This window comes from Nocardiopsis sp. NPDC057823 (genome assembly GCF_042797335.1).
Lineage (GTDB): Bacteria > Actinomycetota > Actinomycetes > Streptosporangiales > Streptosporangiaceae > Nocardiopsis > Nocardiopsis changdeensis.
Genome location: NZ_JBHVLR010000022.1, coordinates 91,081 through 108,481 on the forward strand (window position 1 = coordinate 91,081; position 17,401 = coordinate 108,481).

Genomic DNA, 17,401 nt, shown 5'->3' on the forward strand with positions numbered 1-17,401 from the left:
GGCGGCCCGGCCCCGACCTCAGTCCTTGATCACCAGCTCGTAGGTGAGCAGCGTGACGTCGGGCAGCGGGGACCAGTCGCGCTCGGGCACCCGGACGAACCCGCGCGCCCGGTAGACGTACTGGGCCGAGAGCATCTGCGGCTGGGTGGACAGCAGCAGCCGGGAGACGCCCTCCTCGCGGGCCCGCTCCACCAGCGCGTTGACCAGGGCGCGGCCCACCCCGCGGCCCCGGGCCTGGGGCGCGACCGCGAACGCGCGCACCTCCGCCTCGTCCGCGCCCCGGGCGATCTCGCTGCGCGGGGACCAGGGCTCGAACATGATCGTCCCCAGCAGGCGACCGCCGTCCTCGGCGACCAGGACCTCGCCCTCACCGTCGGTGCCCAGCAGCCGCAGCGTCTCGACGTAGACCGGGTTGACATCCAACAGTCCGTCGGCCGTATAGGCGATCACCCGCAGCTCGCTGACGGCGCTCATCTCATCGGGAAGTACTCGACGCACGATCATGGTCGACATTCAACATGATCGGAGGGGGCGGCGTGTGGGTTCGCCGCGCCTCCCAAGGCGTCGAAAACGTCACCGTGAGTGACTTTTTACGTGGGTTCATCCCCTCCTCGGATCGGCCGTGCCGCCCCCTCCGAACAGCGGATCCGAGCCCGGCGCCGGGCCGCGGCCGTCACGGAGCGCGTTCGGGGACGGGCCGCGCGGAACCCCCGGCCGCAGCGGCCGGAAGGGTTGTCCACAGGCCCCCGGCACGATCCCGCCGTCCGTGCCACCCTTTGGGGAGAAGCCCTCCGGAAGGTGCCGCACATGACCACCGACACCGGTCACCCTCCCGTCGTCCGCCTCCTCAGCGACACCGCCGTCCTCCCCCTCGGCGGCTGCCCGGCGCACCGCCGGGTGCGGGCGGACCTCTCCCTGGGCCCAGCCCGCCACCGGCCGCGGGAGGTGCCCGCGGCCGTCCTGCACGCCGTCCTGGACCTGGTCGAGCACCGGGGCTGGTCGCTGGAGCGGGCCTGCGCCCATCCGCCGCCGCCGGGGCGTCCGCCGGTCACCGTGCTGGGCGAGCGGGTGCCGCCCGTGCACGAGGGGGTGCGCCGGTGGGTGCGCCACGCCGCCCGCACCCACCTGGCGGCGACCGCGGGGCGCACCCCCGTCCCCGACTTCCGGGTGCGCCAGTACATGCCCGAACGCGGGGCCCGGCACCGCCGCCCGTACGAGGTGCGCGCCACCGGCCGCTGCTACACCCTCGGCGCGGTCCGCGAACTGTGGGTGCCGGTGCCGGGCCGACTGCGCCGGGCGCCCGCCGACGCGGGGCTCGCGGTCGCCGCGTACGTGCTGGCCACGGGGGCACCGGTCGACCGGGAGGCCTACGCCGCGGCCCCGGAGCGCTTCCACGGCGGCGCCCCGTACCCGATGCGCCGCCGCGACGACCCGCCGGAGCGGGTGCGGGTGATCCGCGTGTCGTGCCTGGACGGCGCCACGGAGGTCCGGTTCGACGGCACCGCCGCCGACTCCGAGGCGCTGTTCGTCGCCCGGGGCCGCGAGGGGCTGCGCTCCGCCCTGGTCGGCGGGGCCCGCGCCCCGGGGGCGGACTGCCTGGCCTGCGCCGTCCGCAGCGGCTGCGGCCGCCTGCCCCGCGCCCCGGGGCTGCTGGGCCTGGGACCGGGCGGCGAACGCCGCTCCTGGTCCCCGGCCACCACCCGCGAGCACGCCCTCTGCCCGGCCCGCGCCCACTTCCGCGCCCTGGGCCTTCCCTCAGCCCCCACCGGCCTCCGGCCACCGGCGCCGCCGCCCGCACCAGGAGGCGCCGGGCCCGCCCCCCGTGCCGCCGCCGCGTCCGGCATGCCCGGAGCAACCGGCCCGTCCGGAAGCCCCGCCCACCGCCCGGGCGCGCGGGAAGCCGGCCCCGTGCCCGAGGGTGCGGTTCCCGCCCTTCGCGGCATAGCCGTCCCTCACAGCGAACCCGCCCCACGCGGGGTGCCCGCCCCGCACAGCGAGACCACCCCACGCAGCGAGGACGCACCCCGCGGTACACCCGTCCCATACGGAGCCCCCGCCCCGCACGACGAGGACATCCAGCGCGGCACGCCCGCCCCACACGAGAAGGTCGCACCGCGCGGCATACCCGCCCCATGCGGCGTACCCGGCCAGCGCGATGAGGCCGTTCCGCGCAACGTTTCCGCCCTGCGCGCCGAGGACCTCCCGCACGGTGTGCCCGCCCCGCATGGCGAGGACGTGGCGCCGGCGGTCCCGGGGCGGGCCGGTGGCGGGGAGCCCGGGGAGCGCGTTCCCTCTCGGGCCGCGGGGGCCGAGCGTCCAGGCGCGGGCGGTGGGTCCGGCGGCGGCCCGCCGCCGGGCGGGCCCGGGGACGGGGTGGTGGCGGGGGCGGTGCGGGCCTGGTTGGAGCGGGCGCACGAACGGCTGCCGCGACGGGCCTGCGAGCCCGCCGACCTGCCGGTGGACCCCGCGCGGTGGGCGTGCGCCGGACGGCGGCTGTTCGGCGCGCGGGCCCGGCGGGCCGCCGCCCTGCTCGCCGCGCACATCCCCGTGTGCCCGCTGCGCGACCTGCCCGCGGGCGACCACGTGCGTTCCGGGCCCACCCTGACCGCCGACGACACCGAGGCCGACGTGCTGGTGGTGTACCGCACCGACGTCCTGCACCACCGGCGCGGCTCCTGGGTCCACCGCAGCGTCCTGATCTCCGAGGAGGGACCGCCCGGGGCGACCGGCCCCGCGCTCTTCGCGCAGGACCCGCGCGCCGCCCTGGGGGTGCTGTTCTTCGCCTCCGGGGTGATCGCCGCCGGCCCCGAACCGGCGGTGGAGGTGGAGGTCCTCGGCCCCGACGGCGCCCGCGTCGACACCATGGACCCGGCCTCGCCGCAGGTCCTGGCGGCCGCCGAGCGCACCGTCCGCGCGCTGGTCGCCCCCTGGCACCGCGACCGGGTTTACGCCCCCGTGCCCGGACCGGCCTGCCGGACCTGCCCCTACCGGGGGTGGTGTCCGCAGGGGGAGGGCGCCTCCCCGTGACCCGGCCCCGCGCGCCACCACCGCGACCGGCGCCCCCGCGGCGCCCTATACCGGATCCCGCGGCTCCGCGGGAGGGTTATTCGGATTACGGGTCGCCCCCGGGATTCCCTCCGACAACCGCTCCCCGCGGGACCGGTACCGCTAGTCTCCTTGCCATGACGCAGCACAACGGGACCCCGGGGACGGCCCCCGCCGGTCAGGTCCGGCGACCACGGTTCCACAGGCCCAATCCGGACCTGGCCGCGGCGATGGAGTGCGTCCGCTGCCACGAGCAGGGTGTGGTCAACCCTCCGGGTTGGCCGCCCAAGCCGCCCAGGCGCCGGGAGGGGCCGCCCCCGCCGACCCCGCACCCCAACCGGGACCTGCCCATCACCCTGCACAAGATGGAGTTCCTGCGGGAGGTATGGGCCTACGTCGCCGCCAAGCAGGTGGGCGGCGACCCCGACAGCCGCTACCTCGCCCTGGTCTGCGCCCTGCGGGGGGCGATCCGCGGAGCGGTCTACCTGCTCGGACAGGACATGCGGATCCTGCGCCTGGAGGACCCGCGCGCCTCGCTCGGCGACCTGATCGCCTCGGGCTGGCTGGTCACCACCCCCGAGCGGGTGATCGAGTCCCACCCCTCCGACCCGGCGCTGTGCGACCTGCCCGACCTCCAGGGCAATCCCTGGAACATCGGCCAGGGCGTGCGTTCGCGCGCCTCGGGCTGGGTGGGCCGGGCGATGGGGCACAAGAAGATGCGCAAGAAGCCCAACCGGCTCCGTCTGACCGGCGCCTACCTGGCGTCGCGCGCCCTGCCCGGCGGCCGCATCCGGGTCCCCCGGGTGGAGGTCACCGTGGCGTGCGCGCTGTCGGGCCCCGACGAGCTCACCGAGCTGCTGGAGTGGCTGGAGCGCATCGAGTGGATCGTGTCGGTCCGCGACGACGGCGCGGTCATCGAGGCGGAGCTGGGCGAGACCACCGCCTGGCTGGCACCCCTGGCCCCGCCGCCGCCGACCCCGCCGCGGACCTCCCCGGCGACGACGCCGCTGGACACCCCGGTGTCCGAGCGCGCCGACGCGCTGCTGGGCGGGCGCGCGGCCGAGGTGGTCGACTGGGTGGCCCGGTACCGCTCCGACCACGGGCACGGACCGAGCTGGTCCACCGTGGCCGAGCACTTCGGGTGGCCGCCCCGGTCGGCCCCCGACCACGACGTCACCCAGGAGATCTTCGACCGCCTGGAGCGCACGGGCCGGCTCACCGGCTTCGGCGTGCCCTTCGGCCTCAGACCGGGCGCGGCGCTCGACCGCGAGAACGCCGCCTAGACCCTTCCCCTAGCGGCGGCACCCCGCACCTCCGGTGCCGCCGCCACCGTCGGCCCGCCCTCCGGCAGCCCCCGCGCGGACGGCGGGCCGAGGTGGCGGGGTCCTCCGTGACCTCCGTTCATGGAAGACCCTGCCACCGGCGGTGCACCCTGCGTGTCCGCATGCCTTCGCCGCGTGTTCCCGGCCTCCCCCGGCCCCCGGGGAACCACCGGCGGATACCGCCCCTCTCATCTGGAGAAGGGGCTTCGGCGGTCGGGTCTCCTCCATGTCCCCTGTTCATGAGGAGGCCCGGCCGTCCCCGTCTCGCACGGGTTGAGGCAAAAGGTTCCAGAGTGGCCTCATGTGGCCCCTGAGGAACCGGTGGCATAGACCTCACGTCAAAAGAAACGACCGACCCCGCCACGAGGCGGGCGTCGATTCCGGTCCGTCGAGCCCCGAGTTTCCCCTGCTCACCCCTGACAGGACCACCCCTTCACCGGGGAACGCGGCGCCAGGCCAACGGCCACCCCCGGCGCCCAGTCCGTCCGGTCCTGACCGTCGGTGGGAGATCCGTCCCTCCCCCGCTCCGGTCCCCGGGCGCGCCCCTCCGCACGTCCCCGATCCCCGGCCCCGGGCCGTCACGGCACCAGGTTCCAGGAGGAGATCACCGGCCGACCGTGTTCCCGGTCCAGCGTGCACACCGCCCCGGTCCCCAGCCGGAACAGCGCCCCCTCCCGGCCCTCCAGCCCCAGCCACCGCGCCGTGAGCACCCGCAGTACGTGGCCGTGCGCCACCAGTGCCGTGTCCGCCACCCCCGGGTCCCCCACCTCCGCGGCCAGCGGGGCCAGCACCCGGTCGACCCGCGCCGCCACCTCCTCCACCTGCTCGCCGGGGTGCCCGGTATCGCCCGGGACCACCCCGTCACGCCACAGGTACCAGCCGGGCCGTTCCCGGCGGATCTCCTCGGTGGTCACCCCCTCGTATCCGCCGTAGTCCCACTCCCGCAGGTCGGGATCGGTCCGCGTCACGGTCAGACCGGCGAGTTCGGCGGTGCGCGCCGCCCGGCTCAGCGGGCTGGTGATCACCCGCCCGATCCCGCGGTCCGCCAGCAGCGGCCGCAGCGCCTCGGCCTGCCGCTCCCCCTCCCGCGTCAGTGGAACATCCGTGAGGCCGGTGTGCCGATGCCCCTTGCTCCACTCGGTCTGTCCGTGCCTGACCAGTACCAATACACCCATGGTCGGTGTTGTGCCCCGCCCCGCCCTCGGCACTCCGCCCGTTCCCCTTCGACACCGGCGCAACGGTCCACCGAGCACCCCGGGCACGCGTCCCCGCCCCGCGCACCGCGTTCGTCCGGGAGGCGGGCCCGCCGTGCCGCGTCCACGGGGGCGCACGGTGACACGGACGCCCCGGCCGGCCTCCGGCCGCGTCCCCGGCCGCGGCACTCGGCGCACCACCGCCGCACCCCCATTACCCTGGTGTTCCGCGCCGCCCGCCCGGGCCGCGCACCCGGACCGACGACGTGAAGGACATGCGTGGCCACTCACGGTTTCGCTGCTTACCGGCTGTGGGCGGCCCCGCCCGGACGCCCGGACGACCACCCTCCGGTGGACCGCCTCGACGACGAGGGGACCGACCTGCTCGACCTCCTCCACGGCGCCGTGCGCGAACTGCAGGAGAGACCGGTGACCGACCCCGAGCGCCGCTCCCACCTGTCGGTGGGCGACCACCGCCGGACCGGCGACCGCGAGATCGAGATCCGGCTGGACTACGGCAGGTTCGGCACCCCGGGCACCATCCGCAGCGTCGCCGAGGACCGGGACCCCTACCACTACGGGGCGCAGGAGGCCGCCACCACCCACCTGCGCGCCCTGCTGGTGGTGCCCCGGGGCGGCGCGCACGCCCTGGCGATGACCGAGCGCCACCAGGGCCGCGGCGCCGGGACCATCCTGCTGGACCACCTCAAGCGGTGCGTGGACGCCCGGCTGGGCGGGCGCCTGTCGCTGCGCTGCGCCCCGCTGTCGGACTCGGCCGCCTACCGCAGGTTCCTGGAGGGCGCCCACGCCGTGAAGGTGGAGGTCGTGGAGGTCACCCGCGGCGCGGACCTGTTCAACCTGGAGGACCCCCGGCCGATGGGGACCTTCCGGCACGTCCTGACCCCGCCGTCGGGGCAGCGCCACCTGCCCGCCCCGCTGACCGAGCAGATCCTGGCCCGCCGGGTGGACCTGGCCGGGCTGTTCCACCTGCGCAGCGCGGACAACGTCACCGAGGTGCGGCTGACCCTGCGCGACGGCGCCCGGCAGAAGACGGTGGTCCTGGACGACGGCGGTACGGCCCCGCCGCTGACCCACCTGCTGGCCGAGGACGGGGCGCCGCGCCCCTCCGACGACGCGGCCTACCGGCGCATGCGCGAGGTCGCCGCCGAGGCCCCGCTGCCGTGGGCCGACCCGACCCCGCCCGCCGCCGGGGCCCTGCTGCCCGACTGACCCGTACGGGCCGGCCGCGCCCCCGGGCGCAGGGCCTCGCCACGCCCCGTGCCGCCCGGGCGCGGCGACCGGGGGCCGCCGTACGGGCCGCAGAAGGCACGGCCCCGAGCCGGAACGCCGTCGGCGGCCGCGCCGGGCACCGCCCCGCCCTTGGGCCCGGTCCCGCCTCGGCTCCGCGCCGGGGAGGAGATCAGACGGTACGGCCCCGCGCCAGGGCAGGAGTCAGGCGGCGTGGTCCCGGGCCAGGGCGGGAGCCAGGCGCTGCGGTCCCGGCCCGGGGCGGGAGCCAGGCGCCGCGGTTCCAGTTCTGGTCGGGAGTCAGGCGCCGCGGCTCCAGCTGGGGGCAGGGGTCAGGCCGCACGGCCCTGGCCCGGGGCGGAGGGCAGGTGCCGCGACCCCGCGCCAGAACGGGGGTCAGGCGGTACGGTCCCGGGCCGGGGCCAGCCCCAGGGCCTCCCGCAGCCGCTCGCCCTCGGTCGGCTCCAGCCCCTCCCGTGCGCACGCCTCGGACAGCGCCCGGTCCAGGCGTGCCGACCGGCGCGCCACCGCGTCCGGTTCCGCGCCGGCCAGCCCGGCCACCGCGCACCCCAGCGTGTACACCACCTCGTCGAACCCGGCGGCGTCGGCCAGCGCCGCCCGCAGCCACGGCCTCAGGGCGCCGCGCACCCGCTCGTGCGCCCCGAACTCCAGCAGCGCGTACCAGGCCGGGCCCAGCAGCCGCTCCCCCTCCTCGCCGGGTTCGCGCAGGTGCCGGGCCAGCAGCACCGGCACACCATCGGCCTCGGCCGCCATCAGGCCCTCCAGCAGGCGCACCCCGGCGTCGGCCCGCACCGGCGAGGTCGCCTGGGTGTTCCAGGGCAGCGCGCCGCCGATCCACTCCAGCGCCGCCCGCACCAGAGCCGGGTGCAGGCCCTCGTGGCGGGCCAGCTCCCCCAGCGCGGCCTCGGCGTCCTCGTCCACCTCCACCAGCCACTTCAGCCGGGTCAGCGCGCCCACCGGGTCGGCCTTGCCGTACTCGGCGCACACCCGCGCCACCACGCGGGCCGTGACCACCGATGCGGGCGCCCGGGCCTCCTCGTACAGGCGCTCGCGCAGCGCCCGCGCGAACCGGGGGTGCACCAGGGCCGCCGAGGACAGCGCCACCACCGCGTCCACCAGGTCCGGCTCGCCCACCCAGGCGTCGAACAGGCCCACCAGCGCGGCCGGGGCGTCGCACCGGTCGAACAGCGAGAACAGCCGGGCCCCGATCCGGTGCGCGGTCTCCCCGCCGCGGCGCACCGCCTCGGCGGCCGCCCACCGCACCAGGGCCGACCGCACGCCCGGGTGCTCGGCCCACAGGTGCTCCAGCACCCCGTCGGCGCGGTCCTCCCGCTCGAAGAGCACCTCTCCGGCGGCGGTGCGCCGGGCCCCCACGCGCTCCAGGGTCGGCCCGACGCCGGCCCCGGCGATGCCGTCGGTCTCCCGGGGCTCCACCCCCAGTTCCCCGGCCAGGCCACGGGCGCCCGCCAGGGCGGCCTCGACCGGCTCCCCCTCCAGGACGGCCAGCGCCGCGACCACCACCCGGCTCCACACCCCGTCGGGGCCGGTGGCGCCGGCGAACCAGGCGGCGACCTCGCCGCTGCCCCGGTGCCGTTCGCGGATCAGGGCGATCTGCTCCTGTTCGCCCGCCCCGCGCTCGCGGCCGGTGAGCACGGCGTGCGCGCTCCTGGCCAGGGCGGCCGCCTCCCCCGGGGTCGCGCCGCGCAGCATCCCGCGCCCGTCGAGCTCGCGCGCCCAGCGCGCCGCCCGGTGGCGGTCGCCCAGCAGGCACCCCAGGTGCGCGGCCAGCACCTCCCGCCGTTCGGGCGGCCGGACCCGCAGGTGCACGGCCCCCGGGACGGGGGCGGCGTCCCACTGCCCGGGCTCTGCGACCACCACCAGGGCCGCCCCGCCGTGGGCGGCGACTCCGGCGAAGCCGCCCAGCGCGCGCAGGAACGCGTCCGGCAGCGGCCCGGCCCCGGACACGTCCACCAGGTAGCCGCGCCCCTCCTCGGGCCACACCCCCTGGAAGGGGTCGTCCTCGTCGGTGTCGGCCATCAGCGGCCGCACCACCAGCCCGGCCCGGGACAGGGCGGCCACCGCGGTGGCGGTGCGGCCCTCGCCGGGCAGGCCCAGGACCACCCCGCAGCCGGGGCCGCCCTCGCGCAGCCCGGCGCACAGCTCCGCGAACCCGGCACCGTCCCCGGGCACGAAGGAGGAGGCCGTGAACTCCTGGTGCTCGCGCAGCAGCCAGCCCAGGCCGACGCGTTCGGAGGCGGTGAGCCGCACGTCCTCCATCACCAGGGCGCAGTGCAGGACGCCCTCGACGCCGTCGCGCACCGCCAGGCGGCCCCGCCCGCCCTCCATCGGCAGCGCGGCGTCCAGCGGCGACCCGGGGACGACGCGGACGAGCCCCTCACCCGAACCCGGTGCGACGGCCACGGACCCCTCCAAAGAGAAACCTCCGGGCGCCCGCACGCACCCTCAGGGACAGCATCGTAGGCCACGGGCGGGCGCCGTGGGGCGGCGCCGGGGTCCGTCGGGCGGCCGCTCCGGGCACACGATCGGCCCGGCCGGGGCGGGCCGCCGCGGCCGGGGCCGCGCCGTCAGGCCCCCGGTCCGGGGGGCGGCCACGCCTCCCCCTGGCGCTCGCTCCAGAACCTTCCGGCCGCCTCCAGCGCCACCAGGTCATGGCCGTCCGGCTCCAGCCCGGCCTCGCCGCGCAGCCGGGCCCGCCCCACCAGGGGGCCGATGTCGTACACGCTCGCCCCCGCCAGGGACTCGTCCGGGTGGGCCAGCAGCTCCCGGGCCGCGATGTTGTAGCAGTGCAGCGCCCGGACCGGGTCCCCGTCGCCCTCGAACAGGTCGGCCAGCAGCCCGGCCGGGCCCGGCTGCAGCCCTCCGGTGCGCAGCAGGTCCTCCACCATCCGCTCCGACTCCGTCCCCCGACCCTGCTCGCGCAGGTCGCGGGCGATCTCGATGAGGGCGTACTGGGCGTCCTCGGGGGCCGGCGGGTGGTCGCGCAGGGCCTCCAGCAACCGCAGCCCCTGCTCCCGCTCCCCCTCGTGCAGCAGGTGCTCGGCGGTCTCCACCAGGATGGTGCCGGCCTCCTCCGGGTAGCACTGCAGCTCCCGGAGCAGCCCCTCGCGCAGATCGAGTTTCTCCAGGGTCTCCGCCAGGGCTGCGGGGACCGTTGCGGGGTAGGACGCCCCGATCGTGTCATCGGCCATGGAAACGAAGCTAGACCGCGCGGGGCCGCCGTGCGGGGTGTTCGTCCGAATCGGGACCGACGCCTCCGCCGCCGTCCCCGCCCCCGCCCGGAGCACCGGATGTGAATCCGGCCAACCACCTTTTCGGCTGTGCCCGGACCGGTGTTCGGAACCGCATGTGTACACTCGTGCCCTGTTCGTTCGCCAGCGTGGATGGGACACCTCATGGACACCGGTGACGTGGAGGTGACCTCCGCCGACATCGCCAGGATCGCCGGGGTCAAACCCACAGCGGTCAGCAACTGGCGGCGGCGCCACGACGACTTCCCGCGCCCGGTCGGCGGCACCGACCGCAGCCCCCGCTTCGACCTCGCCGCCGTGGAACGCTGGCTGTCCGCCCACCGCGGCGCCCCCAGCATCGACCCCGACCAGCGCCTGTGGCAGGCGGTGGACTCCCTGCGCTCGTCCATGCCCGCCGAGTCCGCCCTGGCCTGGGTCGGGATCCTGCTGCTGCACCTGCACCGCCACGGCACGCCCGCCGCCGGGGCCGCCGACCCCGACGCCCTGTTCGACGCCGCCCGCACCGGGTTCGCCGCGTCCCTGGCCGATGCGGGCCTGGAGCACCTGGTCGGGCCCGACTCGCCGCCCCGGGCCCAGCTGCCCGTCCTGGCCGACGCCGCCGTGCGCGCCGCCCGCGGCAGCAGCCCCGCCACGGCCTTCGAACGCCTGCTGGCCCACCTGGACCAGCGCGCCCCCTCCGGCTCCCACACCCTGCCGCCCGCCCTGGCCGACCTCATGGTCCGCCTCGCCGGACCCGCGGCCGGCGACGGCGCCGTCGCCGACCCCGCGTGCGGACGCGGCGAACTCCTGCTCGCCGCGGGCCGGGCCGGGCACTCCCCCCTGCACGGCCAGGACCGGGACGCCCCCTCCGCCCGGCTGGCCGCCCTGCGCGCCGGGTTCGCCGGCCTGCTGGACCACCGCCTGCACCTGGTGGTCGGCGACGCCCTGCGCTCCCCGGCACCGCCCGCCGGCGGCGCCGGCACCGTCCTGTGCGCGCCGCCCTTCGGCGAACGCAACTGGGGCACCGAGGACCTCGTCGAGGACGAACGCTGGGTGTACGGGATCCCGCCGCGCCTGGAATCGGACCTGGCCTGGGCCCAGCACTGCCTGGCCCTGGCCCGCCCAGGCGGCTCCGTCGTGATGGTGATGCCGCCCGGCGCCGCCGCCCGCCCCTCCGGGCGCCGCATCCGCCGCGAACTGCTGCGCGCGGGCGTGTTCCGGGCCGTCATCTCCCTGCCTCCGGGCCTGGCCGCCCACTACGCCGTCCCCCTGCAGCTGTGGGTGCTGCGCCGCCCCGAACCCGGGCGGGCCCCCGGGCCGGTCCTGCTCGCCGACACCTCCCCCCACGACCCGGGCGCCCCCGCCGACGAGGCCTCCGTCGTCGACCGCGTCGACCGGCTGTGGCGGGCCTTCCTCGCCGACCCCGACGCGGTCGCGGAACCCGGCGTCGCCCGCGGCGTGGACGTGGTGGACCTGCTGGACGAGGACGTCGACCTCACCCCGCGCCCGCGCCTGCCCGTCCCCCGCGGCGCCGCCGTCGACCTGGAGACGTTCGCCCGCGACCGCCGCCGCGTGGAGTCCGCGCTGCGCGCCCTGCGCACGCTGGTGCCCCGGCCCCCCGGGGAGGAGCCCGGCGCCGAGCCCACCCGGGTGGTCACCCTGGCGGAGCTGGCCAAGGCCGGGTCCGTGACGATCCGACGCCCCGCCGCCCGCCGCACCGACCGGGACCACCGGACCGGGGACGCCCGGACCACCGCCCGGGTGATCTCCGGCGAGGACGTCGCCCGGGGCCGCCCCGCCTCGGGCACCGAGGAGGTCGACGCCGACCCCATGCGCAACCCCCCGGTCCAGGAGGGCGACGTGCTCATCCCCGCGGTGGCCGCCCGCCCGGTGGCCCGGGTCGCCACCGCGGCCGACGCGGGCGCCTACCCGGGGCCGGGCCTGTACGTGGTGCGCACCAACCCGGGCGCGGTCGACCCGTGGTTCCTGGCCGGGTTCGTCACCAGCACCGCCGAGAGCCGCACCATCGCCCGGGTCGGCAGCAGTACGCGCGGCAGCCTGCGCGTGGACCCGGCACGCACGCGCCTCCCGGTCCTTCCGGTGGAGGAGCAGCGCCGCCACGGGGAGATGTTCCGGCAGGTGGCGCGGTTCCGCGACGCCCTGCACGAACTGGACGCCCTGGGCCAGGACCTGGCCGACCGCAGCGTGGACCTGATCGCGGGCCGCTGGGCCCCGGCCCCGCCCGCCCACTGACCCCGGCCGGGACGGGGCGGGCCGACCGCCCCCGGCGGGACCGGCCGACCTGCCCCTTTTCCCACCGAACGCGCGGTTCGCCGCCCCCGTCGGCCGGGTTTTCCGGACCGATGTCACGGAAAACCGCCCGAGACCCGGCCCCGGGGCGATAGAGAAGGTGACGTCGGTTCCCTCCTCGTAAGGAGAATCCGGGAGTGGACACGCCCTCTCACCGCCCGCCCCCGCCGGACCCGCCCCGGGTCTCGGCCCGCCCGGTGCGCCTGCATCCCCGCACACAGCTGGCCTTCGCCGCCTCGCACTGCCCCCTGTACGCCAACGCCCTGGCCCTGGCCCGCTGGACGGGGCCCACCGTCCCGGTCACCGCGCGCGGGTTCCCCGACACCCCGCTGATCCGCGAGGCCGTGCGCACCCTCTCCCTGCGGCCCGCCGACCCCCCGCCGGGCGGACCCCCCGGGCCGGACGGCGACCGGGCGTCCGACCCGCCCGCCCCCGCCTTCGCCCTGCCCTGGTGGGAGGCGGTCCGGCTGGGCATGGTCGAACTCGCCGCGGGACAGGCCCGCCCCGCCCCCGACCTGGAGGAGCGGGCCCGCGACCCCAGACAGATCCTGCTGTGGTGGACCGACATGTTCGAGGCCGCCGTCGAGGGCGCCCGCGGCGACCTGACCACCACCGAGCCCGGCACCACCGGCCCCGACCTGCTGCCCCCGGTACTGCGCTCCCTGTACGAGGCGCCCGACCGCTCCCGCGTCCCCCTCACCGACCTGATCGCCGCGCTGCTGGCCGCCCCCGGAGCGGTGCCGGTGACGGCGCGGATCCGCCGCCGCCTGCCCGACCTGCTCCTGCACATGCTGTGCCAGCTGGCCGAGACCGGGGCCGTCCACCTCGACCACCGCCGCCCGGGCGGCGGCCCGTGCCTGGTGCGGCTCACCCCGCTGGGCCGCTACGGGGTACGCCAGATCCTGCTGTCGGTGGGGGTCCCCGCACCTCTCGTCGACGACGTCGGCCGGGTGGAGGCCGGCGCGTTCCTCGACTCGCTGCAGTCCTTCTCCCCCGACGGGCGGATCATCGCGATCGACTCCTGGCTGGCCGCGCGCACCCCGGCGCGCGCCCTGCGGGAGATCTGCGAGGCCGTCGACCGGCCCGGCGCGGAGCCGCGCCGCTGGGAGGGCGCCGCGGTCCTGGAGCTGACCAGCTCGCACCTGGGCCCGCAGCTGCGCGCCCTGCTGACCTGCGACCGCCCGGCCCTGGCACACCTGGCGGCGATCGTGCTGCTGGGCTCGCGGATGCTGCGCCAGGACGAGATCGACCGGATCATGGCGGGCCGCGGCCCGTGGGTGGTCGTGGACATGCTCGCCGCCGCGCTGTCCGCCGGGGAGGACGGCCTGGCGGACTTCCTCGCCTCCCCGGCCACCGGCGGGCTGGAATCCCTGATCCTGGACGACGTCGACCGGCTGCGCCGCACCGACCACCCCGACACCGTGCAGGTCCTGGAGGCGCTGGGCCGCCTCCACCCCGACCCCGAGCGGGCCGCCCGGTCCCGCACCGCCGCCTTCCTGGCCCGGGCCCTGCGCCGCCCGGGATGACCGCTCAGGCGGGCAGCGCGTCCACGTAGACCCACGCTCCGCCCAGGCGTGTGAAGCGGCTGTGCTCCACCATCTCCCCGGTCCGGCCGCCCTCCCGGTAGCGGGCGCGGAACCGCACCGTGCCGTCGGTGTGGAAGGGGGTGCCGCCGCCGGTCTCCAGGATCTCCAGCCCGGTCCACTCGGTGCCCGGACCGGCCTCCACCCGGGCCGGCCGGGTGTCGGGGTGCCAGGTGCGCTCCAGGTAGGCGCGGTCCCCGACGGCGAACGCGCTGTAGCGCGAACGCATGAGCGCCTCGGCGGTGGCGGCCGCCCGGTCCCCACGGTGGGCCGGGCCGCAGCAGGAGCCGTACTCCCCGCCCCCGCAGGGGCAGGCGTCGGTGTCCAGGGGGCGGCGGGTACCTGTGGGTGTTCTGCGCTGCGACATCCTCCCATTGTGGCGCCCCGCGGGTGCCGGGAAATCCGCTCGCCCCGCGGGCCCCGCCGCCGTTAGGGTCGCCGGGTCCCGCCCCCGAGGAACCGGACGGTGCCCCATGGGAGGCCGCGCCCTCCTGCTCGTCGCCGGACTCTTCGTCGCCTCCGTCGGCGACCGGTTCGCCGACATCGCCTTCGCCCTGCACGCGGCGGAGACCGGATCCAGCGCGCTGCTCGCCGCGATCCTGCTCGCCTCGGCCGTCCCCGAGATGCTCCTGGGCCTGGTCGGCGGGGTGGTCGCCGACCGGCACCTGCGCGCGTGGTGGTGGCCCGCGGCCCTGGCCGTGCAGGCGGCGGTGCTCATCGCCCTGGCCCACCTGCACACCCCGTGGCACCTGGTCGCCGGGGTCGCCCTCAACGGGAGCATCACCGCCCTGCTCGGCCCGGTGGGGAGCAAACTCCTGGGCGCGCTGTGCCGGGGGCGCGAGGAGCGGGCGGCCCGCGCCCACACCGCCGCCACCGGGGCCGCGGCGGTGGTCGGCACGGCGCTGGGAGGGGTGTCGTTCGCGGCGGGCAGCCGGGGGACCCTGCTCGTCGTCGCCGGGTGCGCGCTGCTGGTCCTGGCGGTGTGCGCGGCGGCGGTGGCCCGCGGCGCGGTGATCGCACGCGCGGCCCCCGCAGGCCGGGCCTCGGCCCTGCTGGGGTTCCGCCGCCTGGTCTCTCCGGCTGTGTTCGGCGCGACCGGGGCCCTGTGCACGGTCGGGGTGCTGCTGGGCACCTCCGTCGAGGCGGTCGCGGGCGTGTTCGTCCTCACCGGGTTCACCGGCATGGGCCCGGGCGGCTACGGGCCGGCCCTGGCCGCCTGGTCGGCGGGGGTGGCGGCGGGCGCCGCCCTGGCGGGCGGATGGGCCCGCCGCCGGGCCGCGATGCCGGTGTCCGCCATGGCCATGGGCGCGGCCATCGCCCTGCCCGCGCTGGCGCCCCTGCCCTGGGCGGCCCTGGCCGCGTTCGCCGTCGGCGGGCTGGCCAACGGGGTGTTCAACACGGCACTGGCGACAGCGATCTGGACCCGGGTCGCCCCGGCCGAACACGGCCGCGCCTGGGCGGCGTTCCGCTGGACGCTCACCGCGTGCCTGCTCACCGGCCACCTGCTGGGAGCCGCCGCGGGCGCCGACGGGGCCCGCGCCCTCATGGTGTGCTCGGGGACGGCCACGGTCCTGGCCGGGGCCGCCTTCCTCCTGGCCCGTCTGCGGACTCCGGGCGGGGAACCGGCGGCGGCCCCCTGAGAGGTCCCACCGCATCGTTCGGTCCGGGCCCCGGTTCGCTGTGCGGGCACGGCGCGCCTCCCGTCGGCGCCGTCCGGCGGCCGGACGCGGGACACTGGCCCCATGGCCTCCTTCCCGGACACCCCCGACCTGCCCGACGAACTCCTCCCCGGCCCCGACCCCCTGGCCCTGCTGGCCGACCCCGCAGCCGTCCCCGACCGCGCCGAGGAGTACACGGCGGCCGTCCGCGACGTGGTGGGCGAGGTGGAGGCGCTGTCCGGGCTGGACGAGTGGGCCGCGGCCGAATCCCTGGCCCGCCGCGCCATCGTCCTGATCGACCACACGGTGCCGCTGCTGGCGGACCCCGCCGCCCCGGCCGCGGAGGCCGCCGCCCTGGTCCCGCTGCACGCCGCCGCCTGCGCCAGGGCCGGGCTCGCCCCGGACGAGGTCGCCCGCTGGCTGCTGACCGCCCAGGCCAACGGCCAGGAGGTCCCCGCCGTCTCCGCGGACGCCTACGCCGAGGCCCTGGGCCCGGAGGGCGCCGCCGCCTACGCCGCGTCCCTCGCGGCGCTGGACGACCTCGACCCCGCCACCGCCGCCCGCCTGCGCACCCCCTGACCCCCGCGGGGCACGGCCCGGCCGGAGACCGCGTTTCAGGGCCGTGCCCGGGCCGTGCGCGGCGCAGGACGGGATCCGCCCGTTATCGGATCGAATGAACGCACGGGTGTGCACATCGACTCATGCGCCACCTTTATAGCGTAGATCATTACATTTCACCATTTTCCGGGACGCCCTGAACGGCAGCATCCCCGGGGCCGCCCCGGGCGCACCACACTCCCCGCACGGAGCACTCCGCACCTCCGAAAAGAAAAGAGAAAACACTCCTCCGACAACCCGGGAGTAGGATTCGGAACGCGCATTCTCCGCTTCGGAGGGAAATTCCCAATACTCCCACGGGGCACGTGAACAGGAGGAACAGAGAAAATGCCGACAGTCGAATGGAATCGCAAGGCGTGGGGCAAAACGCATTCCTGGGACAAGAACGGCGACGAGTGGTCCTTCATGGCCGCCTACTGCGGCCAGCCCTACGAGGAGTGGAAGGCCTCACTCATCGACACCCTGCTCGTCCCGGGCGCCTCCCGGGGCCCCTCCCTGGAGATCGGCCCAGGCCACGGCCGCTGGACCGAGCACCTGCTGGAGCGCTCCCCGCACGTGTGGATCGTGGACGTCAACGAGAACTGCCTCGACCACTGCCGGGAGCGGTTCGCCGACCACCCCGGCCTGCGCGTCCACCACACCGCCGACTGCGGCATGGCGCCCGTCCCGGACGCCTCCATCGCGTTCGTGTGGTCCTTCGACGTCTTCGTCCACCTGGACCCGGACGTCGTCACCGGCTACCTCCGCGAGATGTCCCGGGTCATGGTGCCGGGCGCGACCGCGGTCGTCCACCACGCGGGCAAGCCCGACTGGTCGCTGCGCCTGGCCCCGGCCACCCGCCGCGCCGGGCGCGCGGGCCGCGTCGCCCAGCGCTGGATCAGCCAGCGGCGCTGGCGCGACGACGGCAACCGCTCCGACGTCTCCGCCGAGGCCTTCGCCCGCTGGGCCGCCGACCACGGCCTGGAGGTCGTCGAGCAGCGCGACTCCTGGGGCGACCGCGGCCAGTACACCGTCGCCAAGTACCGCGACCGCATCACCGTCCTGCGCAAGCCCGGCTGACCGGCCCCGGACCGGCCGGCGCCCCGCCGCGGGCCCGGCCGGGCACCCCGCCGACCATGGGAACCCGTGCGGCCCCGCGCGGATCCGGCCTGTGGA

General features: G+C 77.4%; 13 protein-coding genes. 8 read left to right on the forward strand and 5 right to left on the reverse strand.

Annotated features, from left to right (window positions below):
- Positions 1–18: 18 nt before the first annotated feature.
- Complete coding sequence (locus tag ACFVNO_RS27220) at positions 19–474, reverse strand: GNAT family N-acetyltransferase (protein ID WP_220565688.1); 456 nt, start codon at positions 472–474, stop codon at positions 19–21.
- Positions 475–807: 333 nt separating this feature from the next.
- On the opposite strand from ACFVNO_RS27220, the gene ACFVNO_RS27225 reads away from it, so the two are divergent.
- A complete protein-coding gene (locus ACFVNO_RS27225; RefSeq protein ID WP_378896746.1) occupies positions 808–3,027 on the forward strand; it encodes a PD-(D/E)XK nuclease family protein in 2,220 nt (739 codons plus the stop codon).
- Between the two features lie 155 nt (positions 3,028–3,182).
- The gene (locus ACFVNO_RS27230) at positions 3,183–4,328 is read left to right on the forward strand and encodes a hypothetical protein (protein WP_220560400.1); all 1,146 of its coding nucleotides are present in this window, start codon (positions 3,183–3,185) and stop codon (positions 4,326–4,328) included.
- Positions 4,329–4,945: 617 nt separating this feature from the next.
- Here ACFVNO_RS27230 and ACFVNO_RS27235 read toward each other — a convergent pair.
- Positions 4,946–5,542: a histidine phosphatase family protein gene (locus tag ACFVNO_RS27235; protein ID WP_355265061.1), complete on the reverse strand. Its 597-nt coding sequence runs from the start codon at positions 5,540–5,542 to the stop codon at positions 4,946–4,948.
- Between the two features lie 297 nt (positions 5,543–5,839).
- Here ACFVNO_RS27235 and ACFVNO_RS27240 point away from each other — a divergent pair, with 297 nt between their 5' ends.
- Positions 5,840–6,790, forward strand: a complete 951-nt coding sequence (locus tag ACFVNO_RS27240) for a hypothetical protein (RefSeq protein WP_355265064.1) — start codon at positions 5,840–5,842, stop codon at positions 6,788–6,790.
- Positions 6,791–7,204: 414 nt separating this feature from the next.
- On the opposite strand, the gene ACFVNO_RS27245 is transcribed toward ACFVNO_RS27240, so the two are convergent.
- Together ACFVNO_RS27245 and ACFVNO_RS27250 are read right to left on the reverse strand one after the other, a co-directional pair.
- On the reverse strand, positions 7,205–9,250 hold the full coding sequence (locus ACFVNO_RS27245) for a hypothetical protein (protein WP_355265067.1): 2,046 nt from the start codon (positions 9,248–9,250) through the stop codon (positions 7,205–7,207).
- A 164-nt stretch (positions 9,251–9,414) separates the two neighbouring features.
- On the reverse strand, positions 9,415–10,038 hold the full coding sequence (locus ACFVNO_RS27250; protein WP_355265070.1) for a hypothetical protein: 624 nt from the start codon (positions 10,036–10,038) through the stop codon (positions 9,415–9,417).
- 204 nt (positions 10,039–10,242) lie between these two features.
- Here ACFVNO_RS27250 and ACFVNO_RS27255 point away from each other — a divergent pair, with 204 nt between their 5' ends.
- Both ACFVNO_RS27255 and ACFVNO_RS27260 read left to right on the forward strand, forming a co-directional pair.
- Complete coding sequence (locus ACFVNO_RS27255; protein ID WP_378896753.1) at positions 10,243–12,330, forward strand: N-6 DNA methylase; 2,088 nt, start codon at positions 10,243–10,245, stop codon at positions 12,328–12,330.
- 194 nt (positions 12,331–12,524) lie between these two features.
- A complete protein-coding gene (locus ACFVNO_RS27260; RefSeq protein WP_378896755.1) occupies positions 12,525–13,913 on the forward strand; it encodes a hypothetical protein in 1,389 nt (462 codons plus the stop codon).
- 4 nt (positions 13,914–13,917) lie between these two features.
- On the opposite strand, the gene ACFVNO_RS27265 is transcribed toward ACFVNO_RS27260, so the two are convergent.
- The gene (locus ACFVNO_RS27265) at positions 13,918–14,337 is read right to left on the reverse strand and encodes a YchJ family metal-binding protein (protein ID WP_355265079.1); all 420 of its coding nucleotides are present in this window, start codon (positions 14,335–14,337) and stop codon (positions 13,918–13,920) included.
- A gap of 106 nt (positions 14,338–14,443) precedes the next feature.
- Here ACFVNO_RS27265 and ACFVNO_RS27270 point away from each other — a divergent pair, with 106 nt between their 5' ends.
- From ACFVNO_RS27270 to ACFVNO_RS27280, 3 genes are all read left to right on the forward strand, one after another.
- Entirely contained in the window at positions 14,444–15,610 is a 1,167-nt protein-coding gene (locus ACFVNO_RS27270) for a hypothetical protein (protein WP_378896758.1), read from the forward strand.
- 102 nt (positions 15,611–15,712) lie between these two features.
- On the forward strand, positions 15,713–16,207 hold the full coding sequence (locus ACFVNO_RS27275) for a hypothetical protein (protein ID WP_378896761.1): 495 nt from the start codon (positions 15,713–15,715) through the stop codon (positions 16,205–16,207).
- A gap of 366 nt (positions 16,208–16,573) precedes the next feature.
- Positions 16,574–17,305, forward strand: a complete 732-nt coding sequence (locus tag ACFVNO_RS27280; RefSeq protein WP_378896764.1) for a class I SAM-dependent methyltransferase — start codon at positions 16,574–16,576, stop codon at positions 17,303–17,305.
- The last annotated feature ends 96 nt before the right edge of the window (positions 17,306–17,401 follow it).

What these genes read in the sequence shown, in the direction of transcription:
- ACFVNO_RS27220 (WP_220565688.1), bottom strand. Translation starts at nt 474, where the DNA reads ATGAGCGCCGTCAGCGAGCTGCGGGTGATCGCCTATACGGCCGACGGA.
- ACFVNO_RS27225 (WP_378896746.1), top strand. Translation starts at nt 808, where the DNA reads ATGACCACCGACACCGGTCACCCTCCCGTCGTCCGCCTCCTCAGCGAC.
- ACFVNO_RS27230 (WP_220560400.1), top strand. Translation starts at nt 3,183, where the DNA reads ATGACGCAGCACAACGGGACCCCGGGGACGGCCCCCGCCGGTCAGGTC.
- ACFVNO_RS27235 (WP_355265061.1), bottom strand. Translation starts at nt 5,542, where the DNA reads ATGGGTGTATTGGTACTGGTCAGGCACGGACAGACCGAGTGGAGCAAG.
- ACFVNO_RS27250 (WP_355265070.1), bottom strand. Translation starts at nt 10,038, where the DNA reads ATGGCCGATGACACGATCGGGGCGTCCTACCCCGCAACGGTCCCCGCA.
- ACFVNO_RS27255 (WP_378896753.1), top strand. Translation starts at nt 10,243, where the DNA reads ATGGACACCGGTGACGTGGAGGTGACCTCCGCCGACATCGCCAGGATC.
- ACFVNO_RS27265 (WP_355265079.1), bottom strand. Translation starts at nt 14,337, where the DNA reads ATGTCGCAGCGCAGAACACCCACAGGTACCCGCCGCCCCCTGGACACC.
- ACFVNO_RS27270 (WP_378896758.1), top strand. Translation starts at nt 14,444, where the DNA reads ATGGGAGGCCGCGCCCTCCTGCTCGTCGCCGGACTCTTCGTCGCCTCC.
- ACFVNO_RS27275 (WP_378896761.1), top strand. Translation starts at nt 15,713, where the DNA reads ATGGCCTCCTTCCCGGACACCCCCGACCTGCCCGACGAACTCCTCCCC.
- ACFVNO_RS27280 (WP_378896764.1), top strand. Translation starts at nt 16,574, where the DNA reads ATGCCGACAGTCGAATGGAATCGCAAGGCGTGGGGCAAAACGCATTCC.